Here is a 20,637-nt window from a genome sequence, read left to right on the forward strand (position 1 = left end):
CGGCCGACCTCACCGCCCCCTACCGATCAGGCGCAGCCCGACCGGCCTCGCCACTGCCGTCCGCGGCCTGCGCGGCCGCGGCGGCGACCGCCTCCGCGATCATCGTGCCCTCCAGGGACTCCGCTTCCACGTCGTCGACCTCGGGCAGGAAAGGAGCGAGCTCCGGCAGCTCGTCCAGGCCGCGGAGCCCCATCCGTTCCAGGAAGTAGTTCGTCGTCCGATACAGGATCGCACCTGTTTCGGGCTCGGATCCGGCCTCTTCCACCAGTCCTCGCTGTACCAGGGTACGCATCACGCCGTCACAGTTCACACCGCGGACGGCCGAGACCCGCGATCTGGACACCGGTTGCCGGTAGGCGACCACCGCCAGGGTCTCCAGTGCCGCCTGGGTCAGCCGGGCCTGCTGGCCGTCCAGGAGGAAGCGGTCGACGGCCGGAGCGCAGGCTTCGCGGCTGTAGAAACGCCAGCCGCCGGCCACCAGCCGCAGGTCGAATCCCCGTCCCTGGGCGGTGTACTCGGCGGACAGCTCGCGCAGCGCCGCCGCCACCTGCGCGCACGGCCGGTCCAGCACCGACGCCAGGTGGGCCTCGGTGGCCGGCTCGTCGACGACCATCAGGATCGCCTCCAGCTCGGCCCGCAGCCCGGGGCCGCCGTCCGCCACCGCCGCCGTCACCGGCACCTCGGTCGCGTCCGCCACCGGCACCTCGGGCACCACAGGCTCCGCCACGTCGGGCACCACCGGCTCCGGCGCCTCCGGCACCACCGGCTCCGCCGCGTCGGGCACCACCGGCACCACCGGCTCCGGCGCCTCCGGCACCGTCGGCGCCGGCTCCAGCCACTCCTCGGCGCGTGCCCGCCCCGGCACACCCAGCACCCGCCGGGCCGGCCGTCCGCCGCCCGCGCCGCCGTTCCCGGCCGTCATCGCCCGTCCTCCTCGCCCTTCGCCGCCCGCGCCGCGGCCTCGCCCGCCGGCCGGTCGAACTCGTCCGTCACGTCGACCGCGCCCCGGTCCGCCTCGGCCACCCACCGCACCAGCAGTTCGCCGAGCGCGTCCGGCTGCTCGAAGGCGAGCACCCGCTCGCGGTACAGCTCCAGCAGTGCCAGGAAGCGGGCGACCACGACCATGGTGTCCGGGGCGTCGGCGACGAGCCGCTGGAAGGTGGCCTCGCCCAGCTCGGTCAGCAGCCCGGCCACCAGGCCCGCCTGCTCGCGCACGCTCACCGGCGGGGCGTGGATGTGGTCGACGTAGACGACCGGCTTCGGCTTCGGCGCCATCGCCCGGGCGGCGAGCCGGGCGAGGCGCTCGGTGCCGATGCCGATCACGACCTCGGGCAGCAGTTCCGCGTGCCGCGGCTCCAGGCCGACGGTCCGGGGCCGCCGCAGCAGCTCGCCGGCCCAGCGCTCGCCGAACAGCGCCGCCGCCCGCTTGTAGGCCCGGTACTGGAGCAGCCGGGCGAAGAGCAGGTCGCGCGCCTCCAGCAGGGCGAGGTCCTCGTCGTCCTCGACCTCGGCGGCGGGCAGCAGCCGGGCCGCCTTGAGGTCGAGCAGGGTGGCGGCGACGACCAGGAACTCGGTCGCCGCGTCGAGGTCCCAGTCCGGTCCCATGGCGCGGATGTGGGCCATGAACTCGTCGGTGACCGTCGCCAGCGCGATCTCGGTGACGTCCATCCGGTGCTTGGCGATCAGGCTCAGCAGCAGGTCGAACGGGCCCTCGAAGTTGTCCAGCCGGACCCTGAAGCCGCCCTGCGGCCCGCCGCCCTCCGGCGCACCCGGCCCGGCCGCTCCAACGGCGGTCCGGTCGACGACGGGGATCTCGGGCGTACTCGGCATGACGGTCCATCTTCGCCCGCCCGCGCCGCCCGCCCCGCACCGGGGCCCACCGACACGCCGCACCGGACTATCCCGGACCCCCCGCGGCCCCGGGAGCGGGCTCAGCGCCCGCGCAGCCGCCGTACCAGGATGCTGGCCTCACCGCGCTGCTCCAGGTCCGCCAGCACCACCGCGATGGCCTCCCGGACGATCCGGCCGCGGTCCACCGCCAGACCGTGCTCACCGCGGAGCACCAGCCGCGCGTGTTCGAGGTCCATCAGTTCCTCGGCGGACACGTACACGGTGATCTTCTCGTCGTGCCGCTCGCGCCCGCTCGGGCGGCGCGGGGCACGGCCCCGCGGCCTCGGCCGCTCCTCGGCGGCACCCGCGTGCTGGCGCGGCGCAGGGGCCGCCGCGCGGCCTCCCGGCCCGGTGCCGCCCTGGCCGCCCGGCTGCGCGGGCACGGGTACGCCGGCCGCGCCCGGTCCGCCGATCGCGCGGCGCGGCGCGCGCCTCGCCACTGCCTGGTCCCCGGCCGCCCCGTCGCCGCCCTCGGCGTGCTCGGGGCCCTCGCCGCCGGTGGCGCCGGCGCCGTCGACGCCCTCGGCGTCGTCCGCGTCACCGACGCCGTTGACCGCCCGCGCGGTCTCCGGTCTGGGCGCCTCGGCGGCCGAACGCGACGCGAGGGACGGCGACAGCGCCATCCCGCCGGTGGTTCGGAACAGCTCGTCGGCACCCGGGAGACTCACTCGGCGGGGCGGCACCGGTCGAGCACCTCCCTGGCGAGCTGGCGGTAGGCGGCGGCACCGACCGAATTGGTCGCGTACGTCGTGATCGGTTCGCCGGCGACGGTGGTCTCCGGGAAGCGCACGGTCCGCCCGATGACGGTGTGGAAGACGTGGTCGCCGAACGCCTCGACGACGCGCGCCAGCACCTCACGGCTGTGCACGGTGCGCGAGTCGTACATGGTGGCGAGGATGCCGTCCAGCCGCAGCTCGGGGTTGAGCCGCTCGCAGACCTTCTCGATGGTCTCGGTGAGCAGCGCGACGCCGCGCAGCGCGAAGAACTCGCACTCCAGCGGCACGATGACGCTGTGAGCGGCCGTCAGCGCATTGACCGTCAGCAGACCCAGCGAGGGCTGGCAGTCGATGATGACGTAGTCGTAGTCGGGCAGCAGCGGCTTCAGGGCGCGCGCCAGCGCGGACTCCCGGGCCACCTCGCTGACCAGCTGCACCTCGGCGGCGGAGAGGTCGATGTTGGACGGCAGCAGGTCCATGCCCGGCACGGCCGTCTTCAGCAGCACCTCGTCGGCCGTCAGCCCGCGCTCCATCAGCAGGTTGTAGACCGTGACGTCGAGTTCCATCGGGTTGACGCCGAGGCCGACGGAGAGGGCGCCCTGGGGGTCGAAGTCGACGAGCAGCACGCGGCGGCCGTACTCGGCCAGCGCCGCGCCCAGGTTGATGGTCGACGTGGTCTTGCCGACGCCGCCCTTCTGGTTGCACATCGCGATGATCTGCGCGGGGCCGTGCTCGGCCACCGGCGCGGGGATCGGGAAGTAGGGCTGGGGGCGCCCGGTCGGTCCGATCCGCTCGCGACGCTGGCGGGCGGCGTCGGGGGCGAGCGTGGCCGCGTACTCGGGGTCCGGCTCGTACTCGGCGTCGGGGTCGTCGTAGGCGCCGTAGGCGAACTCGCCGTAGGCCAGGCCGTGGGCCGGCAGTTCGGCGTCGTAGTCGGTCACCGTGGTCACCTGTGCTGTGTTCTGGCGTGCTTCGAAAGTACGGAGAGCGACCGAGCCGACCTCGGCCGAGCCCACGGAGGGCTGCCTGGCCCCGGGCTCCTCAGTCGGCTGGCCGGCGGTGTGCGCCGCCAGTCCTGGCTGACCACCCCCGGGAGCAAATGTCGACTCATTCACAAGTCGTCTTACCTCCTTGGGCATCCAGGACTCTATGTCGATTCGTCAGCGTGGCAGCATGCCGACGGTTTGCGACTCTAGGCCGTTCAAGGCGTTCGCAGCAACACAATCCACGGTAGTGGGCAGGATGTGTCGACTATCAGGCAACCCTCTGTCAAGGGATGCGAAGGCCTCTGACTCCAAGGTTTCCGGGGTCGGGTGACACGACCGACGGAGATTGACGACAGAGCGACCCGCACCCCGCGCCCCGGACGTCACCACCGGATTCACCCCTCGTTCACGCGGGGACCGGGAGGCCTCGGTGACCCCCTGTGCACGGGCACGGCGAAGCCCCCGGCCCGGAGTGCACCGGGCCGGGGGCGACACGCGTCACGCTCAGGCGAGCACGGACTCCAGGGAGACCGACTCCAGGCCGAAGGCCTCGGCGACGGCGGCGAAGGTGATCTGGCCCTCGTGGACGTTCAGACCCTTGGCCAGCGCGGCGTCGCGGCGCAGCGCCTCCTTCCAACCGCGGTTGGCCAGCTCGACGACGTACGGCAGCGTCGCGTTGGTCAGCGCGTAGGTGGAGGTGTTCGGGACGGCGCCCGGCATGTTGGCCACGCAGTAGAAGACCGAGTTGTGGACCTGGAAGGTCGGCTCGGCGTGCGTGGTGGGGTGCGAGTCCTCGAAGCAGCCGCCCTGGTCGATGGCGATGTCGACGAGCACGGAGCCCGGCTTCATGCGGGAGACCAGCTCGTTGGTGACGAGCTTCGGGGCCTTGGCGCCCGGGATCAGCACGGCGCCGATGACCAGGTCGGCCTCGACGACGGCCTTCTCCAGCTCGAAGGCGTTGGACATGATGGCCTTGATCTTCGTGCCGAAGATCTTGTCGGCCTCGCGCAGCTTGTTGATGTCGCGGTCCAGCAGGGTCACGTCGTAGCCCATGCCGATGGCGATGGTGGCCGCGTGCCAGCCGGAGACGCCGCCACCGATGACGACGGCCTTGGCCGGGTGGGTGCCGGGCACGCCGCCGGGCAGGGTGCCGCGGCCGCCGGCCGGACGCATCAGGTGGTACGAGCCGACCTGCGGGGCCAGACGGCCCGCGACCTCGGACATCGGGGCGAGCAGCGGCAGGGCGCCGTTGGCGAGCTGCACGGTCTCGTACGCGATGGCGGTGGTGCCGGAGGCGACCAGCGCGTCGGTGCCGGCCCGGTCGGCCGCCAGGTGGAGGTAGGTGAAGAGCGTCTGGCCCTTCCGCAGGCGGTGGTACTCCTCCGCGATGGGCTCCTTGACCTTCAGCACCAGGTCGGTGGTGGCCCACACCTCGTCGGCGGTGGGGAGGATGGTGGCGCCGGCGGCCACGTACTCCTCGTTCGGGATCGAGGAGCCGACGCCGGCCTTGTCCTCGATGTAGACCTCGTGTCCGTTGCGGACCAGCTCATGCACACCGGCAGGCGTGATGGCCACGCGGTACTCGTGGTTCTTGACCTCGCGGGGGATGCCGACCTTCACGGCTAAACACGTCCTCTTGCCATGGGGGTCCCTACCGGAGAAGACCGGCGGGCCGCGCGCACGGGGGAAGCCTCCGGAAGACACCGGGGCACGGATTGCTGCGCGCTGAGTCGAGTGTAATGAAGCCCAGGCGGCCTGTCAGCCTTCCAATGTGAATAAATCTGCCGGACGCATTGGCAGGTTCGTAGGCTTCCCTCGCGATCTTCCTACCAAAGTCGCACCGACCGGGCATCTTCGACAATACTCCCGAAAAGGCCCGCTACCACCCGGCCGAGACGCGTTCCCGCAGCTCCGCGAGGGCGGTGGCGACCGCCTCCCGGCCGTGCTCGTCGCCGAGCCTGCGCAGCACCGCGAGGGACGCCCGGTACTCCCGCTCGGCCTCCTCGAAGCGACGCTGGGCGCTGTGCGCCTCGGCCACCCTGGCCAGCAGCCGCGCCTCGGCGGCCTGGTCGCCCATCGACTGCCGCAGGCCCAGCGCCCGGCCGTACCAGTCGGCGGCGCGCACCGCGTCGCCGAGCGCCCGGTGGCAGCCCGCCGCGCCCTCCAGCGCACGGGCACAGAGCGCCTCGTCGTCGGCGGCCCGGGCGTGCTCCAGGGCGGCCCGGTAGTGGCCGCAGGCCTGCTCCCAGCGGCCGGCCGCGGCCTGCAGGTCGCCCAGGTTGAGCAGGGCGGCGGAGGCCCGGCGCGGGCGGCCGTGCCGCTCGGCCACCGTCAGCACCAGCTCGTGCAGCTGGTAGAGGTCGGCCGGGGCGGCGGCGCCGGTCAGCGGCAGCGACCGGAGCAGGGCGGTGACCAGCCGGCCGGCCGAGCCGTCGAGGTCGCCCTGGCCGATCGCGTCGGCGACCGCGCCGAGAAGTACGTCACGCTCGCCGAGCAGCCACTGCCGGGCGTGCGCGGCGGACGTCAGCCGCAGCGGACCGGGCAGCGGATCGGGGCCCGGCCCGCCGGAGGGGTCCAGCAGCGCCCGGGCGGACTCGGTGAGCCGGACCAGCCGCTCCAGCAGCCGGGCCCGGGCCAGCTCGATCTCGGCGGGCCGGTCCTCCCGCGCGCGCAGCCGGACCAGCCGGGGGTGCAGCCGGCCCGGCACCCGGTAGCGGGCGGTGCCGTCGGCGGCCGGCGGCTCCACGGTGAGCAGCTCCCGCTCGGCGAGCGCCGCCAGCGTCCCGGCGGCCTCCGGGGCCGGGCAGCCGACCAGCGCGGAGGCGGTGCGCAGGTCCGCGCACTGGCCGGGGGCCAGGGTGAGCGCGCGCAGCATCCGGGCCTGGGTGGCGGGCAGACCCGTGTAGGCGAGGGTGAACGCGCCGATCAAGGGGTCGTTGTCGGGCACCGGGACGGGCTCGGCGGGCTCCGGTCCGGGCCGCACCCAGGCGGCCGGGTCGCGGGCCGGCTCGGCCGGGGGCGCCACGACCGGAGCGGGTGCGGCGGTGCTCGGCTCCTGCGCGGCCCCCTTCCGCCGCCTGCCCGGCGCGTTCTTCGCGGACTTCGCGGACTTCTCCGCCCTCGCGGGCTTCGCGGGCTCCTCGGCCCCCTCGGCCCTCTCGGGCTTCGGCTCCGCGCCGGGCCGCCCCGCGCCCCGGGCCGCCGACGAGGACGCCTCGGCGACGGCCCGCACCAGTTCCTTCGCCGCCTCGGTGACCGCCAGCTTCGGATTGCCGCGCAGCCGCCCCGCCATCAGCCGCAGCGCCGCCGGCTGGGACCCGCAGGCCTCCGCCAGGTCGGCCCCGCCGACCGGGTCGCAGCCGATCCGCGTCCCGCCGACGAGGTCCCCGAGCAGTTCGGCGGCCGCCGGGCGGTCCAGTCCGCCGAGGATGACCGGGTCGATGTCCTCGATCCCGGTGAGTGGCCCGGCCGTGGTGGCGAGCACCAGGCAGCCCGGCTCGTCCGTGAGCAGCGGCCACAGCTGCCCGGCGTCCCGGACGTCGTCCAGCAGCAGCAGGACCCGCCGCCCGGCCAGCGCCCCGCGCAGCGCGACGCAGGCCGGGTCGTCCCGGCCGTCCTCGACGGCGCCGGGCAGCGGGACGCCCGCGGTGTCCGCGCCGAGCTGCTCCAGCAGCCTGCGGGCGACCCGGGCGGGCGGCACCCGGCCGCCGTCGGACGCGGACAGCCGGGCGAAGAGCACGCCGTCGGGGTACTGGGCGGCGGCGGTGACGGCGAACCGCACGGCCAGCGCGGTACGGCCCGACCCGGGCCGGCCGGCCAGCACCAGGACCGGGCTGCGGCCCTCCGTCGGGCGCGCGGCGGCGGCCCGCAGGGCGGCCAGCTCGGTGCGCCGGCCGACGAACAGGGCGGGGCCGACGGGCAGCCGGTCCAGCCCGGGAACGCGCTCGGCGGGCGCGCCGGCCCCGGCCTCCATCGTCACCGTCTTCCTCGCCACCCGTGCCACTCCCGACGTCGCCAGCGCTCACCGAAGGCGCCCCGCAGCGGACGCCCCGTCTGCGAAGCGTAGTTCGACCGTCCGCTCCGGCCGAGGTGACATCCGGTCGTACGAACCGGCGAATCACCCCGCCGGCCGAGCCGGGGCCCTCAGAAGCCCGGGACCCAGGGCGCCGGGACCCAGGGCGCCGGGGGCCAGGACGCCGGGGGCCTACACGAAGGGCCGGGCGGGCCAGGGCGAGTCCGCCGGGCGCAGGGCCTCCAGGCCGCCCGGGCCGTGCAGGGCCGCGTAGAGCGCCAGCGTGCCGGTGATCAGGGTGGGGTTGTGCAGCTGCCCGGCGTGGATCAGCCGGACCAGCTCCTCCACCGGCACCCGCGCCGACTCCAGCTCCAGCTCCTCCCCGTGCGCCTCGTACCGCTGCCCCTCCGCCTCGGCGAGGTCGGTGGCCAGGAAGAGCCGCAGTGCCTCGTCCGTCCCGCCGGGCGAGGTGTAGAAGTCGACCAGCACCCGCCAGCTGCCCGCCTTGCAGTGCGCCTCCTCGTACAGCTCGCGCTGGGCGGCGTGCAGCGGGTTCTCGCCGGGGACGTCGAGCAGGCCGGCCGGCAGCTCCCAGAGGCGCTGGCGCACCGGGTGGCGGTACTGGCGCAGGATCAGCACCCGCTGCCGGTCGTCCAGGGCGAGGACGGAGACCGAGCCGGGGTGGGTCTGGTAGTCGCGGCGGGCCCAGCTGCCGTCGGGCATCCGGACCTCCTCGCTGCGCACGCCGGTGACCCGGCCCTGGAACGGTGTGGTGCTCCCCCGGATCTCCCACTCCTCGGCCCGGTCGGCGACCTCGGCGGTGCTGCGCTCGTCCATCACGTCTCCCCTTTTCGTCAGTACGACACAATCTAACGCCGAACGGCGGCCCCGCAGGAATCGCGGGGCCGCCGTCCGAGGGAACGCGGGTGACCTACTCGGCGTCGGCCGGGGCCGTCTTGATCTCGATCGCGGCCTTCACCAGGCCCGCGAACAGCGGGTGCGGGCGGGTCGGCCGGGACTTCAGCTCCGGGTGGGCCTGGGTGGCCACCAGGTAGGGGTGCACCTCGCGCGGGTACTCGACGTACTCGACCAGGTCGCCCTTCGGGGAGAGGCCCGAGAAGACCAGGCCGGTCTTCTCCAGGTCGGCCCGGTAGGCGTTGTTGACCTCGTAGCGGTGGCGGTGGCGCTCCTCGACGTACTGCTCGCCGTTGTAGACCTCGCGGACGATCGAGCCCTCGGCGAGCTTGGCCGGGTACAGGCCCAGGCGCATGGTGCCGCCCAGGTCGCCCTTGCCGTCGACGATGGCCAGCTGCTCGGCCATGGTGGAGATCACCGGGTGCTTGGCGGCGGCGTCGAACTCGGTGGAGTTGGCCTCGGGCAGGCCGGCCAGGTTGCGGGCCGCCTCGATGACCACGCACTGCAGGCCCAGGCACAGGCCCAGCAGCGGGACGCGGTTCTCGCGGGCGTAGGTGATCGCGCCGACCTTGCCGTTGACGCCGCGGTCGCCGAAGCCGCCGGGGATGCAGATCGCGTCGACGTCACCGAGTTGCTCCCGCGCACCCTCGGGGGTCTCGCAGTCGTCGGAGGTGACCCACTTGATCTCGACCCGGGCGTTGTTGGCGAAGCCGCCGGCGCGCAGCGCCTCGGTCACCGACAGGTAGGCGTCCGGCAGGTCGATGTACTTGCCGACCAGCGCGACCTTGACGATGTGCTGCGGCTCGTGGACGCGGCGCAGCAGGTCGTCCCAGGTGGTCCAGTCCACGTCGCGGAACGGCAGGTCCAGGCGGCGGACGACGTAGGCGTCCAGGCCCTCGCCGTGCAGCACCTTGGGGATGTCGTAGATCGACTTGGCGTCGATCGCGGCGACCACGGCCTCCTCGTCGACGTCGCACATCAGCGAGATCTTGCGCTTGATGGCCTGGGGGACCTCGCGGTCGGCGCGCAGCACGACGGCGTCGGGCTGGATGCCGATGTTGCGCAGCGCGGCGACGGAGTGCTGGGTCGGCTTGGTCTTCAGCTCGCCCGAGGGGCCGATGTAGGGGAGCAGGGAGACGTGCACGAAGAAGACGTTGTCCCGGCCGACCTCGTGGCGGACCTGGCGGACGGCCTCCAGGAACGGCAGCGACTCGATGTCGCCGACGGTGCCGCCGACCTCGGTGATCACCACGTCGACGTCCTCGGTCGCCATCCGGCGGATCCGGGACTTGATCTCGTTGGTGATGTGCGGGATGACCTGGACGGTGTCGCCCAGGTACTCGCCGCGGCGCTCCTTGGCGATGACGGTCGAGTACACCTGGCCGGTGGTGACGTTGGCCGAGCCGTGCAGGTTGGTGTCCAGGAACCGCTCGTAGTGACCGATGTCGAGGTCGGTCTCGGCGCCGTCGTCGGTGACGAAGACCTCACCGTGCTGGAACGGGTTCATGGTGCCCGGGTCCACGTTGAGGTACGGGTCGAGCTTCTGCATCGTGACGCGCAGGCCGCGGGCCTTGAGCAGGGCACCGAGGCTGGAGGCGGTGAGGCCCTTGCCGAGCGACGAGGCGACACCCCCGGTGACGAAGAGGTGCTTGGTCGTCACGGCGCGGCCGTTCGATGCCTTGCCGGAATGGGGCTGTGCCAAGAGGGGGCTCCCGTGGGTCGCGAGTCGAAGGTGACGTGGTGGGAGGCTCGCGGCTCGCCGTCCCGACGAGGGAGGCGGTGCGGGGGCACGGCGCCCGGAGGTCGTCGGTTCGGCCGGTCCGGGGCGTTTGATCCCACCGGTCCACGGGATACCAGGGTAACAGTGACCCGGCCCGAACGCGTTCCGGGCCGCCCCCGTGCGGCGGCGGGCGCCCGGTTTCCCGGTCCGGATCCGCCGGGGCGCTCCCGGGGCGTACGCCGGGCGCGCCACCGGCGCACCACCCGGCGCAGACGCCACACGCGTCGCACCACCGGCCCGAGCGGGCCACTCCCGATGGCCCGGATCGGCTCGGGCGGGCCATCGCCGGATCCCCACTTCGTGCCATCCGGAGCTGATCCTTCCGAGCCATCCTGGCGGCCTCCCCCGCGATGCGCGGTATTTCCGCCGAAATGCGGCGCCACACCGCGCTGCGCCCGCGTGCTTCGCCCCTTTCGTCCGTCGTAAGCTGCTCGGACGCATCGCCGACAACATGAGCCGCGGAGGGCGTGGGAGGGTCAGGAACCTCTCGGTCCCCGATGCGCGACCGGACCTCCCCGTTATTTCCCGCTCTCCCCACCCACCCAGAGGCTCGATCGAGCCCTCGCGGACACTCCAGCAAGGCCCGCCACCACCCGACGGAGGGCCGGACGTCCCGGGGTGGCACCGGTCCCGCCGTACCCGCAGGCTCCCCCTCGGATCGCCGATGCGTCGTGACCACATTGCGAACTGGAGATCACGTGGCCGGCCGTATCGAGGACTACGCACTCATCGGGGACATGCAGACCGCCGCCCTCGTCAGCAGGGACGGAGCGGTGGACTGGCTCTGCCTGCCCCGATTCGACTCGCCGGCGGTCTTCGCCGGACTGCTCGGCACCGACGAACACGGCTTCTGGCGAATCGGCCCCGCCGAGGCGGTGGCCACCGAACTGCCCTCCCCCGCCACCGAACCGGTCCCCGCCGACCCGACCACCGACGACCCCGCCACCGGACGGGCCGGCCTCACCGACACCGGCGACCTGCGGATCCCGCCGACCGCCGCCGCCCCCGCCCTGCCGGCCGACCGCCGCCGCTACCGGGGCGACTCGCTGATCCTGGAGCAGGAGTGGGACACCCAGGGCGGCACTGTCCGGGTGATCGACTTCATGCCGCCCCGCCCGCTCGCCGGCAAGGACGCCGTCCCGCAGGTGATCCGGATCGTCGAGGGCGTGGCCGGCACCGTCCGGATGCGCTCCGCACTGCGGATGCGGTTCAGCTACGGCCGGGTCGTGCCCTGGGTGCACCGGGTCGAGCAGCCCGACGGCGGCCACCGCACCGCCGCCGTGGCCGGCCCCGACTCGGTCTGGCTGGACGGCCAGGCCGACACCTACGGCCGCAACCTCACCACCTACGCCGACTTCACCGTCTCGGCCGGCGAGCGGATCGCCTTCGCGCTCACCTGGCAGGCCTCCCACCTGGAGCCGCCCAAGGCCCCGGACGCCGAGGAAGTGCTCGACGCCACCGCCGACTTCTGGCACGAGTGGGTCGGCCAGTGCACCTACCAGGGCCCCTACCGGGAAGCCGTGGTCCGCTCCCTGATCACCCTCAAGGGCCTCACCTACGCCCCCACCGGCGGCATCGTCGCCGCCCCGACCACCTCCCTCCCGGAGGACATCGGCGGCGAGCGCAACTGGGACTACCGCTACACCTGGCTGCGCGACGCCGCGATCACCCTCTCCTCGCTGCTGCGCACCGGCTACCGCGAGGAGGCCCGGGCCTGGCGCGAGTGGCTGCTGCGCGCGGTGGCCGGCGACCCGGAGAACCTGCAGATCATGTACGGCATCGCCGGCGAGCGCGAGCTCACCGAGTCCTCGCTGGACTGGCTGCCCGGCTACGAGGGCTCCCAGCCGGTGCGGATCGGCAACGGCGCGGCCGGCCAGCTCCAGCTGGACGTCTACGGCGAGGTCGTCGAGGCGCTGCACCTGGCCCACATGACCGGCCTGGTCCGCAACGACCACGCCCACCACCTCCAGCTGCGGCTCATCGAGTACCTGGAGGAGCACTGGCAGGAGCCGGACGAGGGCATCTGGGAGGTGCGCGGCCCGCGCCGGCACTTCGTGCACTCCAAGGTGATGGCCTGGGTGGCCGTCGACCGCACCATCAAGCTGCTGGAGCAGACCCCCGAGGACGCCCCGGACGGCGGCCACCTGGAGCGCTGGCGCGACCTGCGCGAGACCATCCACCGGGACGTCTGCGACAAGGGCTACGACCCGGAGCGCAACACCTTCACCCAGTACTACGGTGGCAAGGAGCTGGACGCCTCGCTGCTGCTGATCCCCCAGGTCGGCTTCCTGCCGCCGGACGACAAGCGCGTGATCGGCACCATCGAGGCGATCCAGCGCGAGCTGTCCACCGAGGACGGCTTCGTGATGCGCTACCCGACCCACGACGAGACCGGGAACAACGTCGACGGCCTCTCCGGCCACGAGGGGGCCTTCCTGGCCTGCTCGTTCTGGCTCGCCGACGATCTCGCGATGATCGGCCGGGTGCAGGAGGCCCGCGAGCTGTTCGACCGGCTGCTGGCGCTGCGCAACGACCTCGGGCTGCTCGCCGAGGAGTGGGACCCGCGGCTCAAGCGGCAGGTCGGCAACTTCCCGCAGGCGTTCAGCCACGTGCCGCTGATCGACACCGCGCTGCGGCTGACCGCCTGCGGCGGCGCCTACCTCTCCGCCCAGCCGGACGGCTCGGCCTCCGACCGGGCCGGCGAGCAGGCCACCGTCTGACCGGTGGCGGACGGCGCCAGGACGACAGAAGGGCGAGGGCCCGCACCGGTCGGTGCGGGCCCTCGCCCTCGTACGCCCTCCCGGCGGACCCTGATCAGCTCACGCACGGGCCCGTGGCGTGACGGGTCAGTTCCAGACCTTGCCCAGGAAGCAGCCGCCGGGCCTACCGGTTGCGCTGCACCAGTTCGTCGTAGGTGCTGAGCACCTGGGCGACGGTGGCGGCCTCGTCCGGCCAGGTCTGCGCCTGCTGCCGGCCGGCCGCCACCAGGCGCTCGCGGCGCGCCGGGTCGGCCAGCAGCTCGCGCACCGCCCGGCCGAGCGCGGCCGGGTCCCCGGACGGGACCAGCACGGCGGCGTCACCGACCAGTTCGGGGATGCCGCCGACGGCCGTGGCGACCACCGGCACGCCCGCCCGCATCGCCTCCTGGACCACCAGTGAACGGGCCTCCCAGCGGCTGGAGACCACTAGCACGTCGGCGGCGGCCAGCAGGTCGGGCACGTCGGTGCGGTAGCCGAGCAGCCGCACCGGCAGCTTCTCGGCGGCCACCCGCTCACGCAGCCCGGCGGCCTCCGGGCCGTCGCCGGCGACCACCAGCAGCGGCTGCGGGGACAGCGTGGACAGCTCCCGGGTCGCGTCCAGCAGCACCCCGAACGCCTTCTGCGGGACGAGCCGGCCGGCCGCCAGGACCACCGGGCGGTCCGGCCCCGCGCCGAGCAGCGCGGCCCGGGCCCGGCCCCGCTCCAGCCGGCCCTCGGGCATCGGCGGGGCGGCGACCGGGCCGAGCCGGGCGTCCGTGGCGCCGAGCTCGCGCGCCCGGGCCACCAGGTCCGAGGAGGCACCGAGCACGAGGTCGGCGGCGCGTGCCACCCGGCGCTCCATCAGCCGCTGGAGCCGGCGCTCCATGCCGGTGGCGAGCAGCGCGTGGTGCGCGGTGACCACCAGCGGCGTCTCCGGGCGAAGGCCCGGGAAGCGGCCGGCGGTGCGCAGCGCGAGGTCGGACAGCAGCGCGGCGCGCAGGCCGTGGGCGTGCACCACGTCGGCGCCGGTGAAGGCGCGGCGCAGTTCGCCGATGGCGGTGGCGTCGCTGCGGGCGCCCGCGGTCGGGGTGATGTCGACGAGGTGGAACCGGGCGCCGGTGCGGGAGAAGCCGAACAGCGCGTCCGCGTCGGCGGGAGCGCAGACCGTGACGGTCACTCCGTGCGCGACCAGGCCCTGTGCCAGCGAGCGCACATGCGCACCGATGCCGCCGGTGCTGGCGGCCAGGACGAGCACCACGTGCAGCTGCCCCGGTTCGGGGGTGGCCGCGGCGGCCCGGGCGGCGGAATGGTCCACGTCGTCTCGCATCCGATTCGATCAGCTACGCGCGCCCCGGACGGGGGTTTCCCGCCGGCGGCGCTCGGGACAGGTAGGCCAGTGTCCAGCGGCCACCATGCCAGGTCGGCGGCCCTCTTGGACAGTCGGCGCCCCCGGTGGGGCGCGTCGTGGCCGGTCCGCGAGGGCCGCCCGCGCGGACCGGCTCCGGGCTAGCGCCGGCGGGGGGCGCGGGCCGCGGCGAGCAGTTCCTCGGCGTGCGCCCGGCCGAGCTCGGAGTCCTCCAGACCGGCCAGCATCCGGGAGAGCTCGCGCACCCGCTCCTCGTCGTTCAGCACCTTGACACCACTGCGGGTCACGGTGCCGTCGTTGGTCTTCTCGACCACCAGGTGGCGGTCGGCGAAGGCCGCCACCTGCGGCAGGTGGGTGACCACGACGACCTGGGCGCTCTCGGCCAGCTTGGCGAGCCGGCGGCCGATCTCGACCGCGGCCTTGCCGCCGACGCCCGCGTCCACCTCGTCGAACAGGTAGGTGGGGACGGGGTCCGCGCCGGCGAAGACCACCTCGACGGCGAGCATCACCCGGGACAGCTCGCCGCCCGAGGCGCCCTTGGCGATCGGCCGGGGCTGGGCTCCCGGGTGCGGGGCCAGCAGCACCTCGACCTCGTCCACGCCGTGCGGGCCGTAGGCGACGGTGCGGCCCTCGATCTCGATCCCGGACAGGTCGTCGACCTGGCTGATCGCGAAGGTGACCCGGGCGTGCGGCATGGCCAGCTCGGCGAGCTCCGCGGAGACGGCCTGCGCGAAGCGTCCGGCGGCGCCCTGCCGGGCCGCCGACACCTCGGCCGCGAGATCGGCCAACTCTGCGCGCAGCAGGGTCTCCTGGGCGCCGAGCTCGTCGATCCGGTCGTCGTCCCCGTCCAGCTCGGCGAGCCGCGCGGCGCCGCTCTCGGCCCAGGCGATCACCTCGGCGAGGGTGTTCTCCGGGCCGCCGTACTTGCGCAGCAGCTGGGCCAGGACGGCCCGGCGGTCCTCGACGGCGGCCAGGCGCACCGGGTCGGCGTCCAGGTCGTCGGCGTAGCCGGCCAGGTCGCCGGCGACGTCGGCGAGCAGGTAGCCCACCTCGTTCAGCCGCTCGGCGAGGGCGGCGAGCCGCTCGTCGTGGTGGCGGACGGCGTCCAGGGCGCGGCGGGCCTGGCCGAGCAGGGTGCCCGCGTCCAGCGCCTCCGGGTCGGCCGGGTCGCCGGCCAGCGCGGCGTGCGCCAGGGTGGCGGCGGAGGAGAGCGCGTCGGCGTGGCCGAGCCGTTCGGCCTCGGCGGACAGCTCCTCGTCCTCGCCGGCCACCGGCTCGGCGGCGGCGACCTCGTCGAGGCCGAAGCGCAGCAGGTCAGCCTCCTGGGCGCGCTCCCGGGCCCGGGTGGTCAGCTCCTCCAGGGTGGCGGAGACCTCGCGCAGCCGCCGGTAGACCTCGCGGTAGCGGGCCAGCGGCTCGGCGACGGACTCGCCCGCGTACCGGTCCAGGGCGCCGCGCTGGCGGGCCGGGCGCAGCAGCCGCTGCTGGTCGGTCTGGCCGTGCACGGCGATGAGGTCCTCACCGAGTTCGGCGAGCAGGCCGACCGGAACGGACCGGCCGCCGACGTGGGCGCGCGAGCGCCCTTCGGCGGAGACGGTCCGGCTGATCAGCAGCGCGCCGTCGTCCAGTTCCGCGCCGGCCTCCACGGCCCGGACGGCCACCGGCGAGCCGGCGGGCAGTTCGAGGCGGCCCTCGACGACCGCGCGGGCGCTGCCGTTGCGCACCAGGCCCGGGTCGGCGCGCCCGCCGAGCAGCAGGCCGAGGCTGGTCACCACCATGGTCTTGCCGGCGCCGGTCTCGCCGGTCACGGCGGTGAAGCCGGGGGCCAGCTCGACGACCGCGTCGTCGATGACCCCAAGATCCCGTATCCGCATCTCGTCCAACACGGAGACGACCTTACGAGGTTCCGCCCCCGCCGCGCGACGAGCGACAACGGCGCGCGGCAACTCCGTGCCGCGAAGTTCATCCGTTCCGGGAGTCCGCGGCCGTGGTTTCCCGGCCCGCGACGGGGGCTGCGACTGGGCCCGCGGCGGGGACCGTGCACCAGGGCAGGAAGAACTGCGCGAGCGGGCCGATGGCCAGCGCGTAGGCGACGGTGCCCACCCCGACCGTGCCGCCGAGCAGGACGCCCGCGGCCAGCACGGTCAGCTCGATGCCGGTGCGGATCAGCCGCAGCGAGCGGCCGGTGCGCCGGTGCAGGCCGGTCATCAGGCCGTCGCGCGGTCCCGGGCCGAGCCGGGCGCCGATGTAGAGGCCGGTGGCCAGGCCGTTGAGCACGATCGCGCCGACCATCAGGGCGATCCGCGCCGGCAGCGCCCCGGGGGCCTCGACGACGCGCACGGTGGCGTCCATCGCGGCGCCGATCACCAGCACGTTGGCGACCGTGCCGAGGCCCGGCCGCTGGCGCAGCGGTATCCACAGCAGCAGTACCAGTGCGCCGCAGATGGTCACCCAGGCGCCCACCGAGAGCCCGACGGTGCCCTGCAGTCCCTGGTGGAAGACGTCCCAGGGGTCCAGGCCGAGCCCGGAGCGGAGCATCAGGCCCATGCTGGCGCCGTAGAGGGCGAGGCCGACGAACAGCTGTGGCACCCGGCGGCCCAGCGCGTGGGTGTCGCCCAGCACGCGGACGGCGAGACCCGGCCGCCGGGGAGCGGCGGTGGACGGGGAGGAGGTCGGGGACGGGCGGGTGCTCGCGGGGGTGGCCATGGAATCTCCGGCGGGTGGTGCTGCACCACCGCGACACACGGCCCCGATGGTGGCGGACTCGATGGCCGCCCTGCCATGATGGCCAGGCCAATACGGCCCACGACAGGGCCAATCCCCAGCAAGTGGACTGATGAGCCTTGGCCGACTGGCAGACCACCGTGACGTCCCCGGCGCTGGCCCGGCTGCTCGCCACCGCGCGGCTGCCCGAACCGCCCGGTGCCTCCCGCCGCCCCGCCTACCGCACGCTGGCCGCCCAGGTCCGGCTGCTGGTCTCCGAGGGCCGGCTGCCGGTCGGTGCCCGGCTGCCCGCCGAACGCGAACTGGCCCTCGCCCTGCGGCTCAGCCGCACCACCGTGGCCACCGCGTACGAGGCCCTGCGCGCGGACGGGTACCTGCGCAGCCGGCGCGGCTCCGGCAGCTGGACCGCGCTGCCCGAGGGCTCGGCCCCGCCCAGCGACGCCCTGCACCCGGTGCCGCCGGACGAGCAGGGCCGCATCCTGGACCTCGGCGTCGCCGCGCTGCCCGCGCCGCAGCCCTTCCTGTCCACCGCCGCCGCCCGCGCCGTCGAGCAACTGCCCGCGTACGCCGCCGGGCACGGCCACTACCCCACCGGCGTCCCGGTGCTGCGCGAGGCGGTGGCCCGCCGCTTCACCGAGCGCGGACTGCCGACCACCCCCGACCAGATCCTGATCACCATCGGCGCGATGGGCGCCCTGCACCTGGTGCGCCAGGTCCTGCTCGGCCGCGGCGACCGGGTCGCCGTCGAGGCGCCCAGCTACGCGCACACCCTGCAGGCCCTGCGGCTCGCCGAGGCCCGGCTGGTCCCCGTCCCGCTCACCCGCGGCTTCCACTGGGACCTCGCCGAGTGGCGGCGGGTGCTGAGCGGGGCCGCGCCGAAGGCCGCCTATGTGATCCCCGACTTCCACAATCCGACCGGCGCGCTGATCGACGAGGAGCAGCGGCGCGAGCTGCTCGCCGCCGCCCGCTCCGCCGGCACCGTCGTCCTGGCCGACGAGACCACCGCCGAGCTCGGCTGGGGCCTGCCCGAGGGCGTCACCCCGCCCCGCCCCACGGCCGCCCTGGACCGCGCCGCCCAGGTGGTCACGGTCGGCTCGGCCGGCAAGCTGCTCTGGGGCGGCCTGCGGATCGGCTGGGTGCGCGCCGCGCCGGCCCTGGTCCGCCGGCTGGCCACCGCCCGGGTCTACAGCGACGTCGGCGCGCCCGTGCTGGACCAGCTGATCGCCGCCGAGCTGCTGACCACGCACCTCCCGGCGGTCCGCGCCCACCAGCTGACCCGGCTGCGGGACACCGCCGAGGCGCTGGACACCGCCCTGCGGGAACGGCTGCCGCACTGGCGGTTCACCGTGCCGCCGGGCGGGCTGTCGCTCTGGGTCGGCACCGGCGGGGTGTCCGGGGCGGCCCTGGCCCGGGCCGGCGAACGCACCGGGGTCCGGATCGCCGCCGGGAACCGGTTCGGCTCCGACGGCGCGTTCGAGCACCACATCCGGATCCCGTTCACGGTGGCCGCCCCGGCCGTGCCGGACGCCGTCCGCCGGCTGGCCGAGGTCGCCGCCCGGGCCGAGCAGGAGGGCCGCTGGCAGGGCGCCGACGACACCCAGCCCCTGGCGGTCTGACGGGTCCGGCGGACGTCGGGCTGCCGGACCCGTCAGGCTGTCGGACCGGGTCGGTCAGTGGCTGTCCGTGCGGCCGCGCCACCCGGTCACCGGGAGCGCGAACTTCGCCACCAGCCGGTCGGTGAACGGCGCCCGGTGCAGCCGGGCCAGCCGCACCGGCGTCTGTCCCCGGCGCACCTCCACCCGTGCCCCGGCGGGCAGTTCCACCGAACGCCGGCCGTCGCACCAGAGCACCCCGTGCGGGGTCTTCGGCTGCACCTCCACCGCCAGCACCGAGTCCGGCGAGGTCACCAGCGGCCGGGCGAACAGCGCGTGCGCGCTGATCGGCACCATCAGCAGCGCCTCCACCTCCGGCCAGACCACCGGCCCGCCGCCGGAGAACGCGTACGCGGTCGACCCGGTCGGCGTCGCGCACACCACCCCGTCGCAGCCGAAGTTGGAGACCGGACGGCCGTCCACCTCGGTCACCACCTCCAGCATCCGCTCCCGGGAAGCCTTCTCTATCGAGGCCTCGTTGAGCGCCCAGTCGTGGTGCACCACGTCGCCGTTGGTGCGGACGATCACATCGAGGGTCATCCGCTCCTCGACCTCGTAGTCGGCGTCGACCACCCGCTCGACCACCACCGCCAGGTCGTCCCGCTCGGCCTCGGCCAGGAACCCGACCCGGCCCAGGTTGATGCCGAGCATCGGCAGGCCGTGCTCACGCGCCAGCTCGGCCCCGCGCAGCAGCGTCCCGTCCCCGCCCGCGACCAGGATCAGCTCACAGCCGTCCGCCGCCCCCGGCCCCCCGGCAACCGTCTCCACCCCGTCCGGCAGGTCCAGGTCGACCGCCTCGGCGGCCAGCAGTCTGATCCGGATCCCCGCCTTGAGCAGACCGTGCACCAGTCCTTCGACGCTGCGCAGGGCCGCCTCACGGCCCGTGTGAGCGATCAGGAAGACCGTACGTTCATCACTCATGCCCGCTGCCCTCTCCCTACGCCGTCCGGGTCCCCGTCGGCCCGGTACGGCCGCGCCACCCAGCATGACGGACCGGACGTCCGCAGAGCACCCTATCGGGGGCCTTCGGCAACAGCCCGGTCCACATCCGCCAGGTCCAGCGGCGGCGCGTCCCGGCGCATCCACAGGAAGTACTCGACATTTCCGGACGGCCCGGGCAGGGGGCTCGCGGTGACCGCCCGCACGCCCAGTCCGAGCTCCCACGCCTGCCCCGCCACCTGGCGCACCATCTCGGCACGCAGCTGAGGGCTGCGCACCACCCCGCCGCTGCCCAGCCGCTCCTTGCCGATCTCGAACTGCGGCTTGACCATCAGCACCAGATCGGCGTCCTCGGCGGCGCAGCCGGCCAGCGCGGGCAGCACCAGGCCCAGCGAGATGAACGACAGGTCGCCGACCACCAGGTCGACCGGGGTGCCGCCGATCATGTCCAGGGTCAGCTCGCGGACGTTGGTGCGGTCCATCACGGTGACCCGCTCGTCGCTCTGCAGCGACCAGGCCAGCTGCCCGTAGCCGACGTCCACCGCCAGCACGTGCGCGGCCCCGGAGCGCAGCAGCACATCGGTGAACCCGCCGGTGGACGCGCCCGCGTCCAGCGCCCGGCGGCCCTCGACGACCAGGCCCTGCGGGACGAACGCCGCGAACGCCCCGGCGAGCTTGTGGCCGCCGCGCGAGACGTAGTCGGGGTCGTTCTCGTCCTTGGCCACCACGACCGCCGCCGAGGTCTCCACCTGAGTGGCCGGCTTGGTCGCGGTGGTCCCGCCGACGGTCACCCGGCCGGCCGCGATCAGCTCGGAGGCGTGCTCCCGCGACCGGGCCAGCTTGCGGCGGACCAGTTCCGCGTCGAGTCGGCGTCGTGCCACTGCCACTGGTGTTTCAGCTCCTACGGATGGTTGCGCTT

General features: G+C 74.7%; 15 protein-coding genes. 2 read left to right on the plus strand and 13 right to left on the minus strand.

Going from position 1 to position 20,637, the window contains the following annotated elements:
- Nucleotides 1-19: 19 nt before the first annotated feature.
- The 8 genes from ACFVUH_RS32615 to ACFVUH_RS32650 all read right to left on the minus strand — a co-directional run bounded on the left by ACFVUH_RS32615 (nucleotide 20) and on the right by ACFVUH_RS32650 (nucleotide 10,221).
- Nucleotides 20-613 (minus strand): SMC-Scp complex subunit ScpB, encoded by a 594-nt coding sequence (locus tag ACFVUH_RS32615; protein ID WP_387917107.1) that lies wholly within the window; start codon nucleotides 611-613, stop codon nucleotides 20-22.
- Between the two features lie 305 nt (nucleotides 614-918).
- Entirely contained in the window at nucleotides 919-1,935 is a 1,017-nt protein-coding gene (locus ACFVUH_RS32620; RefSeq protein ID WP_387917109.1) for a segregation and condensation protein A, read from the minus strand.
- Nucleotides 1,932-2,558, minus strand: coding sequence for a hypothetical protein (locus tag ACFVUH_RS32625; RefSeq protein ID WP_387917085.1), 627 nt, complete (start codon nucleotides 2,556-2,558; stop codon nucleotides 1,932-1,934). The genes ACFVUH_RS32620 and ACFVUH_RS32625 overlap by 4 nt, the downstream gene beginning before the upstream one ends.
- Nucleotides 2,555-3,622 (minus strand): ParA family protein, encoded by a 1,068-nt coding sequence (locus ACFVUH_RS32630; protein ID WP_376090262.1) that lies wholly within the window; start codon nucleotides 3,620-3,622, stop codon nucleotides 2,555-2,557. The genes ACFVUH_RS32625 and ACFVUH_RS32630 overlap by 4 nt, the downstream gene beginning before the upstream one ends.
- A 474-nt stretch (nucleotides 3,623-4,096) precedes the next feature.
- Nucleotides 4,097-5,212: an alanine dehydrogenase gene (ald, locus tag ACFVUH_RS32635; RefSeq protein WP_387917087.1), complete on the minus strand. Its 1,116-nt coding sequence runs from the start codon at nucleotides 5,210-5,212 to the stop codon at nucleotides 4,097-4,099.
- A gap of 259 nt (nucleotides 5,213-5,471) precedes the next feature.
- Entirely contained in the window at nucleotides 5,472-7,586 is a 2,115-nt protein-coding gene (locus ACFVUH_RS32640) for a tetratricopeptide repeat protein (protein WP_387917089.1), read from the minus strand.
- Between the two features lie 210 nt (nucleotides 7,587-7,796).
- Nucleotides 7,797-8,441 (minus strand): NUDIX domain-containing protein, encoded by a 645-nt coding sequence (locus ACFVUH_RS32645; protein ID WP_387917090.1) that lies wholly within the window; start codon nucleotides 8,439-8,441, stop codon nucleotides 7,797-7,799.
- A 94-nt stretch (nucleotides 8,442-8,535) separates the two neighbouring features.
- Nucleotides 8,536-10,221 carry a CTP synthase gene (locus ACFVUH_RS32650; RefSeq protein ID WP_355374142.1) on the minus strand — a complete coding sequence of 562 codons (1,686 nt, stop codon included), beginning with the start codon at nucleotides 10,219-10,221 and terminating at the stop codon, nucleotides 8,536-8,538.
- 776 nt (nucleotides 10,222-10,997) lie between these two features.
- On the opposite strand from ACFVUH_RS32650, the gene ACFVUH_RS32655 reads away from it, so the two are divergent.
- Nucleotides 10,998-13,019, plus strand: a complete 2,022-nt coding sequence (locus ACFVUH_RS32655; RefSeq protein WP_387917091.1) for a glycoside hydrolase family 15 protein — start codon at nucleotides 10,998-11,000, stop codon at nucleotides 13,017-13,019.
- 163 nt (nucleotides 13,020-13,182) lie between these two features.
- Here ACFVUH_RS32655 and ACFVUH_RS32660 read toward each other — a convergent pair whose 3' ends face one another.
- The 3 genes from ACFVUH_RS32660 to ACFVUH_RS32670 all read right to left on the minus strand — a co-directional run bounded on the left by ACFVUH_RS32660 (nucleotide 13,183) and on the right by ACFVUH_RS32670 (nucleotide 17,109).
- Nucleotides 13,183-14,352 carry a glycosyltransferase family 4 protein gene (locus tag ACFVUH_RS32660; RefSeq protein ID WP_387917092.1) on the minus strand — a complete coding sequence of 390 codons (1,170 nt, stop codon included), beginning with the start codon at nucleotides 14,350-14,352 and terminating at the stop codon, nucleotides 13,183-13,185.
- 191 nt (nucleotides 14,353-14,543) lie between these two features.
- Nucleotides 14,544-16,277, minus strand: a complete 1,734-nt coding sequence (recN, locus tag ACFVUH_RS32665) for a DNA repair protein RecN (RefSeq protein ID WP_387917111.1) — start codon at nucleotides 16,275-16,277, stop codon at nucleotides 14,544-14,546.
- Between the two features lie 88 nt (nucleotides 16,278-16,365).
- Nucleotides 16,366-17,109 (minus strand): YitT family protein, encoded by a 744-nt coding sequence (locus ACFVUH_RS32670; protein WP_387917094.1) that lies wholly within the window; start codon nucleotides 17,107-17,109, stop codon nucleotides 16,366-16,368.
- Between the two features lie 137 nt (nucleotides 17,110-17,246).
- Between ACFVUH_RS32670 and ACFVUH_RS32675 the strand changes: the two genes are divergently transcribed.
- The gene (locus tag ACFVUH_RS32675; protein WP_387917096.1) at nucleotides 17,247-18,743 is read left to right on the plus strand and encodes a PLP-dependent aminotransferase family protein; all 1,497 of its coding nucleotides are present in this window, start codon (nucleotides 17,247-17,249) and stop codon (nucleotides 18,741-18,743) included.
- A 54-nt stretch (nucleotides 18,744-18,797) separates the two neighbouring features.
- Here ACFVUH_RS32675 and ACFVUH_RS32680 read toward each other — a convergent pair whose 3' ends face one another.
- Complete coding sequence (locus ACFVUH_RS32680) at nucleotides 18,798-19,700, minus strand: NAD kinase (RefSeq protein ID WP_355374151.1); 903 nt, start codon at nucleotides 19,698-19,700, stop codon at nucleotides 18,798-18,800.
- A 92-nt stretch (nucleotides 19,701-19,792) separates the two neighbouring features.
- The gene (locus tag ACFVUH_RS32685; RefSeq protein ID WP_355374185.1) at nucleotides 19,793-20,599 is read right to left on the minus strand and encodes a TlyA family RNA methyltransferase; all 807 of its coding nucleotides are present in this window, start codon (nucleotides 20,597-20,599) and stop codon (nucleotides 19,793-19,795) included.
- Between the last annotated feature and the right edge of the window lie 38 nt (nucleotides 20,600-20,637).

The organism is Kitasatospora sp. NPDC058032, from assembly GCF_042885845.1.
GTDB lineage: Bacteria > Actinomycetota > Actinomycetes > Streptomycetales > Streptomycetaceae > Kitasatospora.

Bases quoted from the DNA above. Each gene is read 5' to 3' on its own strand.
- ACFVUH_RS32670 (WP_387917094.1), bottom strand. From the start codon at position 17,109: ATGGCCACCCCCGCGAGCACCCGCCCGTCCCCGACCTCCTCCCCGTCC.
- ACFVUH_RS32645 (WP_387917090.1), bottom strand. From the start codon at position 8,441: ATGGACGAGCGCAGCACCGCCGAGGTCGCCGACCGGGCCGAGGAGTGG.
- ACFVUH_RS32615 (WP_387917107.1), bottom strand. From the start codon at position 613: ATGGTCGTCGACGAGCCGGCCACCGAGGCCCACCTGGCGTCGGTGCTG.
- recN (WP_387917111.1), bottom strand. From the start codon at position 16,277: ATGCGGATACGGGATCTTGGGGTCATCGACGACGCGGTCGTCGAGCTG.
- ACFVUH_RS32680 (WP_355374151.1), bottom strand. From the start codon at position 19,700: ATGAGTGATGAACGTACGGTCTTCCTGATCGCTCACACGGGCCGTGAG.